The sequence below is a fragment of the Brevundimonas sp. FV1ye7S genome (assembly GCF_058680995.1).
In genome coordinates this window covers 1,453,161-1,468,670 of record NZ_CM178726.1, presented here as the reverse complement: position 1 = coordinate 1,468,670, position 15,510 = coordinate 1,453,161, and the positions used below count along the sequence as shown (strand labels likewise).

Sequence of the window (15,510 nt, the reverse complement as noted above, 5' to 3'; positions counted from 1 at the left end):
AAGCGGAAGGCGGCCCAGGCTCAGAGGGAGTTAGAAGGCGTAGCGGGCGCCGATCTGGAACGACCGCGTCGGATACTGCACGCTGCTGGGGTTGCCGAAGTTGGGCGTGCCAGCATCGCCGTTGAAGCCGCTGTAGTTCTTGAAGTTGAACACGTTGATCGCATCAACATAGACCTGCAGCTCGCCGGCCCCTGCCATATCAATCTTCTTCGTCAGACGAAGATCCAGATTGCGATAGGCGAAGGCGTTCGGGATGAAGAAGTTCTCCTTCTCCGGATAAGCACCGTAGGGTCGGTAGTAGAAGTTCGAACCCGTGCCGTCATAGACTTCGAACGGCGTGCCCGAACCCAGGGTCAGGATGCCCGAGAGCTGGAAGTCCAGCGGCAGGTCCAGAATGCCGTTGGCCACGATCCGATGACGCTCGTTGTTCGCCGAATTGCGCATCGGAGAAGCCTCTACCGAGAAGCAGTCGAAGCAGAAGTTATCGTTGCCGCCGTTCTGCTTTGCGTCAGACAGGGTATAGGCAATGTTCACACCCCAGCCTGAATCACGCGTGTAGGGCTTGTCCAGCTTGACGTAGAGGGCCGTGAACTCGCGTTCCTTGTTGTGGTCCGAGACCAGATAGCTGCGATACGGATTGCTGCCGCCCGGTCCGCACCAACCGCCGTTGTCGCCGAAGCCGTCGCCGTCGTTGCCGTAGTTGGGTTCGCGGCAGCGGTTCAGATACTGCCAGGTGAACTCGTTTTCGGTCTTGCCATAGGCCAGGGTGAACTCGGTCTGCCAGTCGCCGACCCGCTGGCGGACGCCCAGATTGAACTGGTCGGTGCGCGGCGGCTCGTAATCGTTCTTCAACAGGAAGGCTTCGCCCTTGGCGGGAATGGTCGCCAGAAGCGCATCCAGACCGGACGTCGTCATGTAGGACGCGTTCCACAGGAAGGGATTGGCAGAACTGCCGTCCTGAACCGCCCCGGGCGTCGTCGTGAAGAAGGCGTTCTTGGAGTTGTCGAACGGCTTGGCGATCTCGTCGAAGGCGAAGTTGAAATTCACCCGATCATAATAGCGCCCGGCGCCGCCGAAGATCACGGTGCCGCGATCGCCGAAGACGTCGTAGGAGAAACCGATCCGCGGCTGGAAGGCCTTGGCGTAAGGATCGCGATTGTCGCCGGTCGAGATGTAGTCGCCAATGTTGAACCAGCTGGGTGCATAGCCGGCCAGCTTGCCGCCGTCGGTGGAAGCGATCCACTGGTTCAGGCCGTCCACGGCGGACTGAGGCGTGACATAGTCCGGGTTGCTGGCGTTGTCCTCATAGTCCCAGCGGATGCCGAGGTTCAGCTCCAGCTTGTCGGTGATCCGCCAGTCGTCCTGGATATAGACGCCATAGACCTTGTTCGTCAGGTCGACGGTCGGGAAAGCATTACCCAGTTGAACCCGATAGGGCACCGAGGCGTCGCCGCTGCCGATCCCGTCCACATCATAGAAGAACTCGGGATTGCGGCCGAACTCCTTCTCGACGTGATAGTCTTGGCTCGAGAACTTCACGCCCATCTTGATGGTGTGGAAGCCCTTGAACTCGACCTCGTTGAGGGTCAGGTCGTTACGGAAGGTCACCGACTCGTCCGTGATGTCCTGGCGGGTGTTGGCGCCACCGATGTTCAGGATGGTATCCCCGCCGAAGGGATCATAGCCGCGATCGAATACCCGATAGCTGGCCCCCGGCGTGTCGAAATTGGCCGCTGTCGGGTTGTAGTGGTAATTCCTGTAATCGATGGCGACCTCGTTCAGGAAGCCCTGCCCCTGCCACTGATAACGCAGGTTGGCGCTCTTGGTCGTCTGCTGCAGACCGGTCGCGCGATCAACGGAGTTTGCCCCGCCGACACTGGCGACTTCGCCTTCGTCACGATAGGTGACGCTCAGATCGATCAGATGACCTTCCGCAGGCTGGAAGCTGAGCTTGCCGAAATACAGATCTTCTTCGAACGGCGTCGCAAAGGTGCCGAGGTAGTTAGCGAACTGTGCCTGATACTTTGGATCCTGACGACCCAGGTTCACCACGGCCGCCTCGTTTTCTTCCTTGTGCTCATAGCTGCCGAAGAAGTGCAGGCGATCCTGAATGATCGGGCCGCCCAAGGCTGCGCCATATTGTTTGACGTTCAGGTCGGCCTTTTCTTCGCCTCGACGTTCGGCAAACACATCCTGGGTGACCATGCTTTGATCACGGTAGGTGCCGAAGATTTCCCCATGGAATTCATTGGTGCCCGAGCGGGTCACCGCTGTGATGATCGCCGAGGAGGCCTGCTCGTATTCAGCCTTGAAATTCTGGCTGACGACGCGGAATTCTTGGACCGCCGCCAACGGGAAGGGGTTCCCGCGACTGTCATCCTGACCGACGATGCCGCCGGCGATGATGTTGGACTTCAGGCTGGCCCCGTCGATGAAGGCGTTGACCGCTTCCGCCCGCTGACCGCCAGCCGTGATCTGGCTTTCCTTCTGGTTTGTCCCGACCCGAACGCCCGGGGCCAGGGCAGTGAAGTTCAGGAAGTTGCGGTTCAACTGCGGCAGCGTCTGAAGTTGCTGCGTCGTGACGTTGGTGGCGCTCTCCGGCGTGCGGACTTCCACCAGACGGCGGCCCACCACCACGATCTCGCCCACATTGGTCGCACCCGACGCGTCCGCGACGACCAGATCCAGGTTGCCGACCTGACCGACGCCGATGGAGACGGTGTCGGTGGCGGTATCACCGTCCGCAGTGGTCACCGTCACCTCATAGGTGCCGGGACGAAGGCCGGAAAGGGTATAGCCGCCCTGGGCGTTGGCCGTGGTACGGTTGGTGAAGCCCGAGTTGACGTCGCGCGCGACGACGGTGACGCCAGGCTCGGCCTGAGCGCCGTCGGTGACGCTGCCTCGAATGGTCGAGGTCGCGACCTGCGCCGTCGCCGCGCCGGCGAAGCCTGCGGTGATGGCGAAGGCGGATACGGCGGCCAGGGCCGCGCTACGCGTATTGAACTTGATCATCCTGAAGTCCCCTCCTGATATTCGATTCACGACAGCGACGCCGCTGTCTGATCGGGGTTTGACCCGGCGGTTGCGGCCGCCGCGGTGGATTGACGAACGACCAAGGCCGGCCGAACGATTTCACAAGCGGTGTCCGCCTCGGCGTTCGCGCCGGCCTGGACCAGGCCGATGAGGCGTTCGACGCCCCGGCGACCCATTTCCGCAATATTCACTCTGAGCGTGGTCAGGGTCGGCCGGACCAGGGCGGCCAGCGGCACGTCGTCGAAGCCGACCACCGCCACGTCCTCGGGGCAGCGCACGCCCGCCTCCTGGAAGGCCAGCAGGGCGCCCAGGGCCATCATGTCATTGGCCGCGAACACCGCGTCCGGGCGCTGGTCCAGCGCCATCAACTGTGTGGCGGCGCGATGCCCGGCGGCCTGGGTAAAGTCGCCCTCGACGATGATCGGATCCTGGCCGACCAGGGAGCTGGCGTAGCCTTCGGCGCGGATATCGGCTTCCAGGTTGCCGGCGGCGCCCCGGATATGGGCGATGCGGCGACGACCGGTGGCGATCAGATGTTCGACCGCCGCCACGGCGCCCCCGTGGTTGTCCACAGCGATCGCCGGCCGGCCGCCCTCGTCCAGACCGCCGTTCATGACCAGCACCGGAGTCCGGCCCGCCACGTCGGCGGCCAGATTGGCGGCCCGCACATGGGGCGACAGCACGATCATGCCGTCGACCCGGCCCCGCATCGACCGCAGCGCCGCCATGGTCTCTTCGGTGTCGCCGTGGGAGCTGGAGACGATCAGGTGCTTGCCGTGCGCCCGCGCCGCTAGGTCCATGCCGCGGATCAGTTCGGAGAAGAACTCGCCGTACAGGTCCGGCAGGATGACCCCGATGGTGTCCGTCCGGCTGGTGGACAGGCTGCGCGCCCCGACATGGGGGACGTAGTGAAGATGTGCGACCGCATCCAGCACCCGCTGGCGCGTGGTTTCGGTGATGGCGTCCGACCCGTTCAGCACGCGCGACACCGAGGCCACGGACACCTTGGCCCGTTCGGCGACGTCGCGGATCGTGGCGGCCTTGGCGGCGGGCGCACGTCCGTTCACGGCTGATGAGGCGGCGATATCCAAGTGTTTCCCTCTGAGCGTCATCGCGCCAGCCTTCTTGTCGAAGGTCTGTCGATAACCTGATGTAATCGGTTACATGACACAGGAGCAATGTCGGCCGCAAGCGGCGCAATGTCGCTTTGTGTCGATTTCTGGCCCGCCGGCGCCCGCGCCTCGCCTGATGACCACCGGATCGAGCCGGCGTCCGCCCCAAAGGCGCTGAATGACCATCAAGTGGATTCAGCGGTTGATAACTACTACATATAGTGGCGCGCCTTGATGGATCGCCGTAATCTGGTGGCAGGCTTACCGGGAGATGCGGCCCATGCGCTTTCAATCCGGCTTCGTGGATCTGGCCCGCCGGGTCACGATGGAGACCCGCGCTGTCGAGCGCGCCGCCACAGTCCAGGAGATCACGGCGCCGGCCGCATGGTCGGACGCCCGGATCGAATCCTGGCTGGACTGGAGCGAATCCCTGGTCCCCGACCTGTCGCCGACCGGCGGCTGGCTGAACGGCGCCGTCGACGCCTGGGCCGAACGCCTGGCCGGCCGGGGCCTGGCCGAGGGCGTCTTCACCGATCGGGCCGAGGCCTATGTCTTCGCCGCCGAACTGGCCGCCACCATTCAACTGGGCCTGGCCTCGCCTGTGGGCGCGCCCGAGGCTGGCGCAGGCCCCGCCGACATTCTCGACCTGTCCGATCCCGCCGCGCCGGTGCATCTGGCCGAACACCGCGCCGACCGCATGACCGCCCGACTGGCGCTGCAGTCGGCCGAGGCCCTGGCCGACGCGCTCTGCGCCGTCGCCGACGCCGTGGACCGCTGCGAGGGGCCGGACGGCCACTGCGCCGACCCGTCGCGCAACCCCGCCCTGGGTCGCGCCGCCGCCACTGCGCGGCGTCGCGGCGCCACCGACGCCGACATCCTGCGCGCCGTCGATGGCGAACGTCCGGCCCTGGCCCTGCGCCCCTTCCACGAAACCCCGCCCCTGATCGCCCTGGCCGACCGCACCCAGATCGCCGCCGGCGCGCCCGAGGCCCTGCTGGCCGCCGAATCGGCTCTGGACGGCGGCCTGATCGCGATCTTCTCTCCCCGCGACGCCGAGGCCCTGGCAGAGCGCGCGGTCGGTCGCGCCCTGCTGGACCTGTCCGCCGTCGCCGCCCTGGACGGCGGGACCTTCGACCGCCTGCCGGATCTGGTGCGTCTGTGGACCGTGGCCTTGGATCTTCAGGCCGCGAGCGTCGCCATTTCCCTGGGGCTGGAGGGCCTTTCGGCCGCCCTGATCCCGGCCGGCGGCGACCTGGCCGCCCGGGCCGAGGCCCTGGCGGGCCTGACAGCGGTGGTGGCGGCTCAGACCTCGGTGGAACTGGCCCAGTTGCGCGGCCCCTGCGCCGAATGGGACGCCCTGAAGAGCCAGGTCGCCGACGCTGACCGCGCCCGCCGCGCCCGCCTGAAGTCCAATCCGGATCCTCTCGCCGCCGTCGCCCTGAAGCGGATCGGCAAGCTCGGCGCGCCCCGGCGTCATGCAAACGTCGGCCTGTTCGTGGACGACGCCGAGGCCCGGCTGCGACTGGGCCTCGGCGCCCCTTCGGTCATCGACGTCTTCCAGACCGCCGACGGCCAGATCGGCCGTCGCCTGACCGCGCCCCTGGCCGCCGCCCTGGCCCGCGCGGGCGGCGACGTCCAGGCGGCCGAGCGCCGGCTGTTCGGCCGTCGCACCCTGGTCGAGGCGCCGGGCGTCGATCACGCCGCCCTGCGCGCCTTCGGCTTCACCGACATCGAACTGGCCGCCGTCGAACAGGCCCTGGCCGGGGCCGACGGCTTCGACGCCGTCTTCACCGCCCCGGTGCTGGACCCCGGCTTCATCCGCGACGTCCTGGGGCTGGAAGACGGCGATGGCCCGTTGCTGAACCTGCTGGGCGTGCCCGAAGAGGCCGAGTTCGCGGCGGCGCGCTGGGTCTTCGGCCATGGCGATCTGACGGATTGGGCCGAGGCGCCCGCCGCCGTCGCCGCCCTGCTGGCCGATCCGGCAGGCGTCGAGGCCGACCTGCGCCGCGCCGTCGAACCGTTCAGCGACGCGCCAGACACGGCCGTGGACCTTCTGGACTGGCGCGCCACCGCCGCCCAGGCCGCCCGCCGCCTGGCCCAGGCCGCCGCAGAGGGTCGCCGTGCGGTGCGGCTGCGTCGCGCGCCTCCGCCCCCAGGCCCCCTGCTGACCCTGCCGAAAACCGATGCGGCTCCACGCCTCGAAACGCCCCGCCCCGCTCCCACGCCCGCCCCGCAGGAGCGCGTCGTCGAACGGGTGGTCGAACGCGAGCGCGCCCGCCGCAAACTGCCCGACCGCCGCAAGGGCTATATCCAGAAGGCGGCCGTCGGCGGGCACAAGGTCTATATCCACACCGGCGAATACGACGACGGCGAACTGGGCGAGATCTTCATCGACATGCACAAGGAAGGCGCCGCCTTCCGAAGCCTGATGAACAATTTCGCCATCGCCATCTCGATCGGGCTTCAGTACGGCGTGCCGCTGGACGAGTTCGTGGACGCCTTCGTCTTCACCCGTTTCGAGCCGGCGGGGCGGGTCACGGGCAATGACTCGATCCGCTCGGCCACCTCGATCCTGGACTATATCTTCCGCGAGCTGGGCGTCTCCTATCTGGACCGCCACGAACTGGCCAACGCCGGCCCCGATGAGTTGAACGCCGACGGTCTGGGTCACGGCAAGGCGGAGGGGGGAGAGGCCGTCCCCGCCGCCCGTTTCATCTCGAAGGGCTTCGCCCGCGGTTCGGCGCCCGACAATCTCGTGGTCCTGCCCTTCGGCAAGAAAGCCGAACCTGAACCGAAGGTCGTCGCCAACACCGAGGCCGTCGCCTGCCCGTCCTGCGGCGATTTCAGCCTGCAGAATCGCGGCGGCGTCTGGGTCTGCGACACCTGCGGAGACGCCCGGGCGGTTCACGGCGGCGATCAGGGCTAAGTTAACGGCTGGGCTCTAGAGTGCCGCCACGCGACGTTTTCGCTGGAGCGACCCCATGTCCCGCCTGACTGCCCTGTCCATCGCCGTCGCCTTCTTTGCGACCGCCGCCACCCCTGTTCTGGCGCAGAACGCCAGCCAGATCGCCAGCGTGAAACGCGGCGCATCCTGCGCCGGCTGCAACCTGTTCCAGGGTGATTTCTCCGGTCTTGAGGCGCGCGGCCTGAACCTGTCCGGCGCGCGCCTGCGCCAGGCGGACCTCAGCCTCAGCGTGATGAACCGCACCCGTTTCTCCAACGCCGACATGCGCGACGTCGAGGCCTACGGCGGGGTCTTCTCCAGCTCCAACTTCTCAGGAGCAGACCTGACCAACGCCAGTTTCGTCGGCGCCTATCTGCAAGGCGCGAACTTCTCGGGCGCAAAGCTGATCGGGACCAACCTGTCCGGCGCCGACCTGTCGCGCGCCACCGGATTGACCCAGGGTCAGCTGAACCGCGCCTGCGGCGACGGCTCGACCATTCTGTCCGGAAACCTACGTATTCCCGCCTGCTGACGGCCATCCGTCTTGCCGGGATTTAACGAAATTACCTCGATTTAAGTAGGTATGGCCGGTGTTTCGGGGCATTCAGACTGCGTGAAACAGATCGCCCGCCCAACCCCCATCCGATTGAAATCCGCGCTGATCGCGGCGGCGGGCCTGATACTCGCCACCCCCGCCTTCGCCGGGATCGAGATGACGGTCCAGGATCGCGACGTGGCCCGGTCGGTGTCCCTGGGCGGTTCGTGCAATCGCTGCGAACTGTCGGGCCGAAACCTGTCGGGCGCCACCTTCACCGGCGCCAGCTTCATGAACGCCACCCTGGTCGGCGCCAATCTGCGCGGCGCGGAAATGGTCGGCTCCAACTTCACCGGCAGCGACTTCAGCCGCGCCAATCTGACGGGGGTCGAGATCGTCGGGGCCAACTTCACCTCGACCAATTTCACCGGCGCCGTCCTGACGGGGGCCGAGGCCCAGGGCTCGTCCTTCGTGCGCGCCAACCTGTCGCGGGCCGACCTGTCGGGGGCCGAACTGCACGGCGTGAACTTCAACGGCGCGACCCTGGCGGGCGCGAATTTCTCGAACAGCGAACTGTTCGGCGCCACCCTGGCCAATGTCCACGCCATCGGCGCAAACTTCTCCGACGCCGAGATCAACGCCTCCAACCTGTCCGGCGGCGACTTCTCGAACGCCTCCTTCCGTGACGCCAGCCTGGACGGCGCCCGTCTGACAGGGGCGACCTTCACCCGCGCCGACTTCAACGACGCCTCGCTGCGCCGCACCGACATCCGGGGCGCCGACCTGTCCGGCGCGCGCAACCTGACCCAGGATCAGGTCAGCGAGGCCTGCGGCGACGGCGCCACCCGCCTGCCCGGTCGTCTGACGCCCCAGGCCTGTCGCGGAACCATCCGGGTGATCCGCACCCCGCCTGCACCGCCGGCTCCCCCGGCCGTGCGCCACTTCGTGTCCGCCGAACACTGAACAGCAAAAAGGGGACGCCGCAGCGTCCCCTTCTTCGTTTCGGCGATCAGGCGTGGCCGATCAGACCTTGATCGGCACGGCCGTGCGGATGTGGACGTCCTTCAACTGGCGTTCCTCCGCCTCGGTCGGCGCGTTCATCAGCAGATCCTCGCCCTGCTGGTTCAGCGGGAAGGCGATGACCTCGCGGATGGCCGTCTCGCCGGCCAGCAGCATGACGATGCGGTCTATGCCGGGCGCCAGGCCGCCGTGCGGCGGGGCGCCGTAGCGGAAGGCGTTCAGCATGCCGCCGAACTGTTCCTCGACCACCGAGGCGTCGTAGCCGGCGATCTCGAAGGCCTTCAGCATGATCTCGGCCTTGTGGTTCCGGATCGCGCCCGAGCACAGCTCATAGCCGTTGCAGACGATGTCGTACTGGAAGGCGCGGATGGTCAGCGGATCCTGGGTCTCCAGGGCCTCCAGCCCGCCCTGCGGCATCGAGAAGGGGTTGTGGCTGAAATCGACCTTCTTCTCTTCTTCCGACCATTCGAACATGGGGAAGTCGACGATCCAGCAGAATTTGAACTGGTTCTCGTCGATCAGCTTCAGCTCTGTTCCCACGCGGGTGCGGGCCAGCCCGGCGAACTTGGCGAAGACCGACGGCAGGCCGGCGACGAAGAAGGCGGCGTCGCCCTGGCCCAGACCCAGGGACTTCATCAGGGTCTCGGTCGGCTCCTGACCCAGGTTCTTGGCGATGGGACCGCCCCAGGCGCCCTGGTCCTCCGACCAGAAAATATAGCCCAGGCCCGGCTGGCCTTCGCCCTGCGCCCACGAGTTCATACGGTCGCAGAAGGCGCGCGATCCGCCGGTCGGGGCCGGGATGGCCCAGACAGCGTTCTTCTCGTCCGCGCCCAGGATCTTGGCGAACAGGCCGAAGCCGCCGTCGCGGAAGTGGTCGGAGACGACCTGCATCTTGATCGGGTTGCGCAGGTCCGGCTTGTCCGAACCATACCAGGCCATCGACTGGGCGTAGGTCAGGCGCTCGAAGCCCTTGTGCTCGAACGTCTCGCCGAAATCGTTGGTGAAGACATGGACGCCGTCGATGGGCGACACCGGCTTGCCCTCGCCGAACTCCTCGAACACGCCGTGCATCAGCGGCTCGATGGCGGCGAAGACGTCTTCCTGGGTCACGAAGCTCATCTCGACGTCGAGCTGGTAGAATTCCAGCGAACGGTCGGCGCGCAGGTCCTCGTCACGGAAGCAGGGGGCGATCTGGAAATAGCGGTCGAAGCCCGAGACCATCAGCAGCTGCTTGAACTGCTGGGGCGCCTGCGGCAGCGCATAGAACTTGCCGGGGTGCAGACGCGACGGCACCAGGAAGTCGCGCGCGCCTTCCGGCGACGAGGCGGTCAGGATCGGCGTCTGGTACTCCAGGAAGCCCTGGGCGACCATGCGCTGGCGGATCGAAGAGATGACCCTGGAGCGCAGCACGATGTTCCTGTGCAGACGCTCGCGACGCAGGTCGAGGAAGCGATTGGCCAGACGGATGTCTTCCGGATACTCCTGATCGCCAAAGACCGGCATCGGCAGTTCGGCGGCTTCCGACAGAACCTCGACGCCCAGGACGCGGACCTCGACCTCGCCGGTCGGCAGGTTCGGGTTCACCACCCCCGCCTCGCGCGCGACGACTTCACCGTCGATCTTGATCACGCTTTCGGCGCGCAGACGTTCGACCGCCGCGAAGCCCGGCGTCTCCGGGTGCAGCACCAGCTGCGTCAGGCCGTAGTGGTCGCGCAGGTCGATGAACAGCAGGCCGCCGTGGTCGCGCTTCCGATGCACCCAGCCGGACAGGCGGACGGCAGAACCGGCGTCGGAGGCGCGCAGGGCGCCGCAGGTGTGAGAGCGATAGGCGTGCATGAATGGACCGTCTGGAATTCTGCGGTGGAATCTGACGCCTCAGGCGCCTGAAATCGAAGCGGCGTAGGGCGCATTATCCCCCCCGAAAGTCAAGGTTTCAGCCGTTGCAAACCCCGCCGCGCCGCGCGATAGCGGTTCCAGTCACCGCGCAAGGCTGCCCATGTTCATCGTCACCATCACCTATACCCAGCCCATCGAAGCCATCGAGGCAAAGACGGTCGAGCATCGCGAATGGCTGGACATCCATGTCGCCAGCGGCCTGATCATCGCCGCCGGTCCAATGGTTCCGCGCACCGGCGGCATACTCGTTGTCCGCAGCGGGGGCACGAAAGAGGAGCTCGAGACCCTGCTGAAGGACGATCCTTTCCAGGTCCACGGCCTGGCCGACTACAGGATCACCGAGTTCAAGGCAGGCAAGTTCAACCCCGCCCTTACCGAATTCGCCTGATTCCGTCCACAGGGCGGGCCTTCGCTCCCCTGTACCAACAGGATGCGCCTGCGCAGTTCGTCTCCGCCTCTGCTATGACAGGCTCATGCCCGCGCAGAGCGCCATGATCCGACCGAACGCCGAACAGCTGCGTCTGCCGCTGGAACGCCCGCTTGCGGGCGAGGCCTTTGTGTCGTCGGACAGCAACGCCGAGGCCGTCCGCGTATTGTCGCGCTGGCCGGACGGCGCCGGTTCGGTCCTGGCCCTTTACGGACCGGCGGGTTCGGGCAAGAGCCGGCTGGCCGCCGACTGGGCCGAACGGGTCGGGGCCGTGCCGCTGAACGGCGTCGAGGCGGCCCTGGTCGATCCGCTGGAGCTGGAAGGGCGGCCGGTCCTGCTGGATCGCGCGCGCGATGCGGACGACGAGAGCCTGTTTCACCTGATCAATCTGGCCCATACGGGCGGCGGCGCCCTGCTGCTGGTGTCGCGCGCGGCCCCGCGGAACTGGTCCGTCGCCCTGCCCGATCTGCGCTCACGCCTGGACGCGGTCCGGACCGTCGCCGTCGAGGCGCCGGACGACCGGGTCCTGTCCGCCATTCTGCGCGCCCGGTTCGCCGAGCGCAGCATCGCACCGACCGACGAGGTGATCGCCTATCTGGTGCGGCGGCTGGACCGGTCCGCCGACACTGCGGCGACTGCGGTCGAACGTCTGGACGCCTTGCACCGCCCCGTCACCCGAGCCCTGGCCCGGCAGGTGCTGGACAAAATGAGCGCCGCCGTCGAGGTCGAGACCGACTGAGGGCCGGGGCGAATGGCCGCCCATGAAAATGTCGATGCCCGCTTGCGGCCGTCACAGTCGCGCGCGAGAACCGGGCCATGACCGACGCCGCGATCCACGACGCCACCCTGGGCGAGGAAGTCCCCGCTTCTCGCGCCCCCCAGCTTGCCCTGAACGAGGAACTGATCGCCTCGCCCACGCGGTTCTTCAACCGTGAAATCTCCTGGCTGGCCTTCAACGAACGTGTGCTGGAAGAGGCCGCCAATCCGAACCACCCGCTGCTGGAACGCCTGCGGTTCGTGTCGATCTCGGCCAACAATCTCGACGAGTTCTTCATGACCCGCGTCGCCGGCCTGAAGGGCCAGTTGCGCGAGCGGGTGCGGGTGCTTTCGGCCGACGGCCTGACCCCGGCCGAACAGCTCGAGCGCATCAATATCTCGGCCGGCGACCTGATGGCCGAACAGCAGGTGCGCTGGCGCCAGCTGAAGAAGGAACTGGCGACCGTCGGCATCGAGGTGGTCGACCGCAACCGTCTGACCAAGACCGAGAAGGAGCGGCTGGAGCCCGAGTTCCTGAACCAGCTCTTCGCCGTCCTGACGCCCCTGGCCATTGACCCGGCCCATCCCTTCCCCTTCCTGCCCAACCTCGGGTTCTCCCTGGCGCTGAAGCTGAAACGCAAGGGCGAGGCCAAGACCTTCTACGCCCTGGTGCCCGTGCCGACCCAGGTTCGGCGCTTCTGGGAACTGCCGACCGACGGCCGCTCGGCGCCCGGTCGCAAGCGGTTCATCACGCTTGAAAACGTGCTGCTGCTGTTCATCGACCACCTGTTCCCCGGCTGTGACATCCTGGAGAAGGGCCTTCTGCGCCTGATCCGCGACAGCGATATCGAGATCGAGGAAGAGGCCGAGGACCTGGTGCTCGAGTTCGAGGAGGCGTTGAAGCAACGTCGCCTGGGCTCGGTCGTGCGCGTCAAGATCGAGGCCTCGATGCCGACCGACCTGCGCGACTTCATCGTCGGCGAACTGGAGGCGGCGCCCCAGGACGTGGTGCTGGTCGACGGGATGCTGGGCCTGGCCCAGCTGTCGGATCTGATCCCCGGCGGCCACCCCGACCTGAAGTTCAAGGGCTATGAGCCGCGCTATCCCGAGCGGGTCCGCGACAACGGCGGCGACATCTTCGCCGCCATTCGCGAGAAGGACATGCTGATCCACCACCCGTTCGAAAGCTTCGACGTGGTGGTGCAGTTCCTGCGTCAGGCGGCGCGGGATCCGAACGTCATCGCCATCAAACAGACCCTGTATCGCACCTCCAAGGACAGCCCCATCGTCGCCGCCCTGATCGAGGCGGCCGAGAACGGCAAGAACGTCACCGCCCTGGTCGAGCTGAAGGCCCGGTTCGACGAGGAGGCCAATCTGCGCTGGGCCCGGGCCATGGAGCGGGCCGGGGTCCACGTCGTCTTCGGCTTCGTCGAATACAAGACCCACGCCAAGCTCAGCGTCGTCGTGCGCCGCGAGGGCGAGGCCCTGCGGACCTACTGCCACTTCGGCACCGGCAACTATCACCCGGTCACGGCCAAGATCTACACCGACCTGTCGCTGTTCTCGTGCGACCCGGTCCTGGGCCGCGACGCCAGCCGGGTGTTCAACTACATCACCGGCTACGCCACCCCGGACGAGCTGGAGGCCCTGGTGGTCTCGCCGCTGAACATGAAGTCCACCCTGATCGAACTGATCGGCAAGGAAATGTCGGCCGCCGCCATGGGCAAGCCAGCCGCCATCTGGGTCAAGCTGAACTCGCTCGTCGATCCCGAGATCATCGACGCCCTGTACCGGGCCAGCCAGTGGGGCGTGCGCATCGATCTGGTCGTGCGCGGCATCTGCTGCCTGCGGCCGGGCGTCACGGGCCTGTCCGAGAACATCCGCGTCAAGTCCATCGTCGGCCGCTTCCTGGAGCACAGCCGCATCGTCTGTTTCGCCAACGGCAAGGACCTGCCGCACGACAAGGCCAAGGTCTTCATCTCCTCGGCCGACTGGATGACGCGCAACCTGGACCGCCGGGTCGAGCTGATGACCCCGATCCGCAACGCCACCGTCCATGACCAGGTGCTGGACCAGATCATGGTCGCCAATCTGAAGGACGACGCACAAAGCTGGGTGCTGGACGCCGAAGGGCGCTATACCCGCCTCATCCCCGCCGATCCGGAGCGGCCCTTCTCGGCCCACAAATATTTCATGACCAATCCCAGCCTGTCGGGCCGTGGGCGCAAGGTGAAGACCCTGCCGTCCGTTCTCAGCTACGAGCGTCCCGGCCGCTGATGCCGGATCTGGCGCTTACCCGCCGCGACGTCGCGGCCATCGACATCGGGTCCAACTCGGTCCGTCTGGTTCTCTACCGGCTGGAAGGTCGGGCGATCTGGACCGTGTTCAACGAAAAGGTCCTGGCCGGTCTGGGCCGCGACCTGCCGACCACCGGCAAGCTGTCGCCCGAGGGGGTGGTCATGGCCATGACGGCCCTGCGCCGTTTCGCCGCCGTGCTGGAGGGGGTTCGCCCCGACGCCACCCTGATCGCCGCCACCGCGGCCGTGCGCGAAGCCAGGGACGGCCCTGAGTTCTGCCAGCGCGTCGCCGCCGAGACGGGCTTGCAGATCCGTGTCCTGTCCGGCGAGGAAGAGGCGAAGTACGCCGCCATGGGCGTGCTGGCCGGCGCACCCGACGCGCAAGGCGTCTCGGCCGACATGGGCGGCGCCAGTCTGGAGCTGACTCGTCTGGACGGCGCCCCTGGCGCGGCGCGCAGCGTCGAACAGGGGCTGACCCTGCCGCTGGGCCCCTTCGCCCTGGCCGAGGGCAAGGGATTCGACGTCGACCGGATCAAGGCCCGCATCGACCAGAGGCTGAAACCCGTCGCGGCCCAGTTCCAGACCGACCGCCTCTACGCCGTCGGCGGCGCCTGGCGCACCCTGGCCCAGGTCCATATGGCGCTGAAATCCTATCCGCTGAAGGTCGTGCACCAGTACGAGATCACGGCGGACGAGGCGCTGGAGACCGCGCGTCTGGTCGCGCAACAGTCGGCCGCCAGCCTGGCGAAACTGCCAAGCGTGTCCAAGAAGCGGGCCGAAACCCTGCCCTACGCCGGCCTGGTGCTGGAAGGTCTGATCAAGCACCTGAACCTGAAGCGGATCGAGATGTCCGCCTGGGGGGTGCGCGAAGGCCTGCTGTTCGAAACCCTGGACGAGGCGACCCAGGCGGCCGATCCGCTGCTGGCCGGGTGCGCGGCCCTGGGCGGACGGCAGGGGATCGACCCCGCCCTGCCCGGCGCCCTGAACGGCTGGATTTCAGACGTCGTCTCGGCCCTGCCGTCGGCCTTCGGCGCCGCGCGCGACGGCGTCCTGTCCGCCGCCGCCTGCCGCCTGTCGGACCTGGGCGCACGCCTGCATCCGGACCACCGTCTGGAACTGGTCTTCGATCAGGTTCTGCGTGCGCCCGTGGCGGGCGTCAGCCATGCGGAGCGCGCCTTCCTCGCCTGCGCCATGAACGCCCGCTACGGCGGCGGTCCGGCCACGCCCCAGCCGGACATCATCAGCCGCCTGTTGAACGAGGACGCCGCCAAGCGCGCCCGCGCCCTGGGCCTGGCCATCCGCCTGGCCTGCGATCTGTCGGGCCGGTCGTCGCAACTGCTCGCCAACGCCACCGCCACGGTGGGCAAGGCCGAACTGAAGCTGACAGCCACTGAAGGCTACGCCGACGTGCTGCTGGGCGAACAGACGAAGAAGCGCGCCAAGGCCCTGGCCGAGGCGATGGGACTGGGTCTGAAAATCTAGACAGATCA

The 15,510-nt window shown here is 67.1% G+C and carries 10 protein-coding genes; 7 read left to right on the top strand and 3 right to left on the bottom strand.

Annotated elements, in window-relative coordinates:
* Window positions 1–30 precede the first annotated feature (30 nt).
* Both ACW18C_RS06970 and ACW18C_RS06965 read right to left on the bottom strand, forming a co-directional pair.
* A complete protein-coding gene (locus ACW18C_RS06970; RefSeq protein WP_492073661.1) occupies window positions 31–3,012 on the bottom strand; it encodes a TonB-dependent receptor in 2,982 nt (993 codons plus the stop codon).
* Window positions 3,013–3,038: 26 nt separating this feature from the next.
* A complete protein-coding gene (locus ACW18C_RS06965) occupies window positions 3,039–4,124 on the bottom strand; it encodes a LacI family DNA-binding transcriptional regulator (protein ID WP_492073659.1) in 1,086 nt (361 codons plus the stop codon).
* Window positions 4,125–4,425: 301 nt separating this feature from the next.
* On the opposite strand from ACW18C_RS06965, the gene ACW18C_RS06960 reads away from it, so the two are divergent.
* From ACW18C_RS06960 to ACW18C_RS06950, 3 genes are all read left to right on the top strand, one after another.
* Window positions 4,426–7,071, top strand: coding sequence for a TSCPD domain-containing protein (locus ACW18C_RS06960; RefSeq protein ID WP_492073657.1), 2,646 nt, complete (start codon window positions 4,426–4,428; stop codon window positions 7,069–7,071).
* A 55-nt stretch (window positions 7,072–7,126) separates the two neighbouring features.
* Window positions 7,127–7,621, top strand: a complete 495-nt coding sequence (locus ACW18C_RS06955) for a pentapeptide repeat-containing protein (protein ID WP_492073655.1) — start codon at window positions 7,127–7,129, stop codon at window positions 7,619–7,621.
* Window positions 7,622–7,702: 81 nt separating this feature from the next.
* A complete protein-coding gene (locus ACW18C_RS06950; RefSeq protein ID WP_492073653.1) occupies window positions 7,703–8,587 on the top strand; it encodes a pentapeptide repeat-containing protein in 885 nt (294 codons plus the stop codon).
* A 60-nt stretch (window positions 8,588–8,647) separates the two neighbouring features.
* Here the strand turns inward: ACW18C_RS06950 and aspS are convergent, their stop codons facing one another.
* Window positions 8,648–10,480, bottom strand: a complete 1,833-nt coding sequence (gene aspS / locus ACW18C_RS06945; RefSeq protein ID WP_492073652.1) for an aspartate--tRNA ligase — start codon at window positions 10,478–10,480, stop codon at window positions 8,648–8,650.
* A gap of 160 nt (window positions 10,481–10,640) precedes the next feature.
* On the opposite strand from aspS, the gene ACW18C_RS06940 reads away from it, so the two are divergent.
* From ACW18C_RS06940 to ACW18C_RS06925, 4 genes are all read left to right on the top strand, one after another.
* Entirely contained in the window at window positions 10,641–10,928 is a 288-nt protein-coding gene (locus ACW18C_RS06940) for a YciI family protein (protein ID WP_154726267.1), read from the top strand.
* Window positions 10,929–11,013: 85 nt separating this feature from the next.
* On the top strand, window positions 11,014–11,706 hold the full coding sequence (locus ACW18C_RS06935; RefSeq protein ID WP_492073650.1) for a P-loop NTPase family protein: 693 nt from the start codon (window positions 11,014–11,016) through the stop codon (window positions 11,704–11,706).
* A gap of 77 nt (window positions 11,707–11,783) precedes the next feature.
* Window positions 11,784–14,000, top strand: coding sequence for an RNA degradosome polyphosphate kinase (locus ACW18C_RS06930; RefSeq protein ID WP_492073649.1), 2,217 nt, complete (start codon window positions 11,784–11,786; stop codon window positions 13,998–14,000).
* Window positions 14,000–15,502, top strand: coding sequence for a Ppx/GppA phosphatase family protein (locus ACW18C_RS06925; RefSeq protein ID WP_492073648.1), 1,503 nt, complete (start codon window positions 14,000–14,002; stop codon window positions 15,500–15,502). The genes ACW18C_RS06930 and ACW18C_RS06925 overlap by 1 nt, the downstream gene beginning before the upstream one ends.
* Window positions 15,503–15,510: the final 8 nt, after the last annotated feature.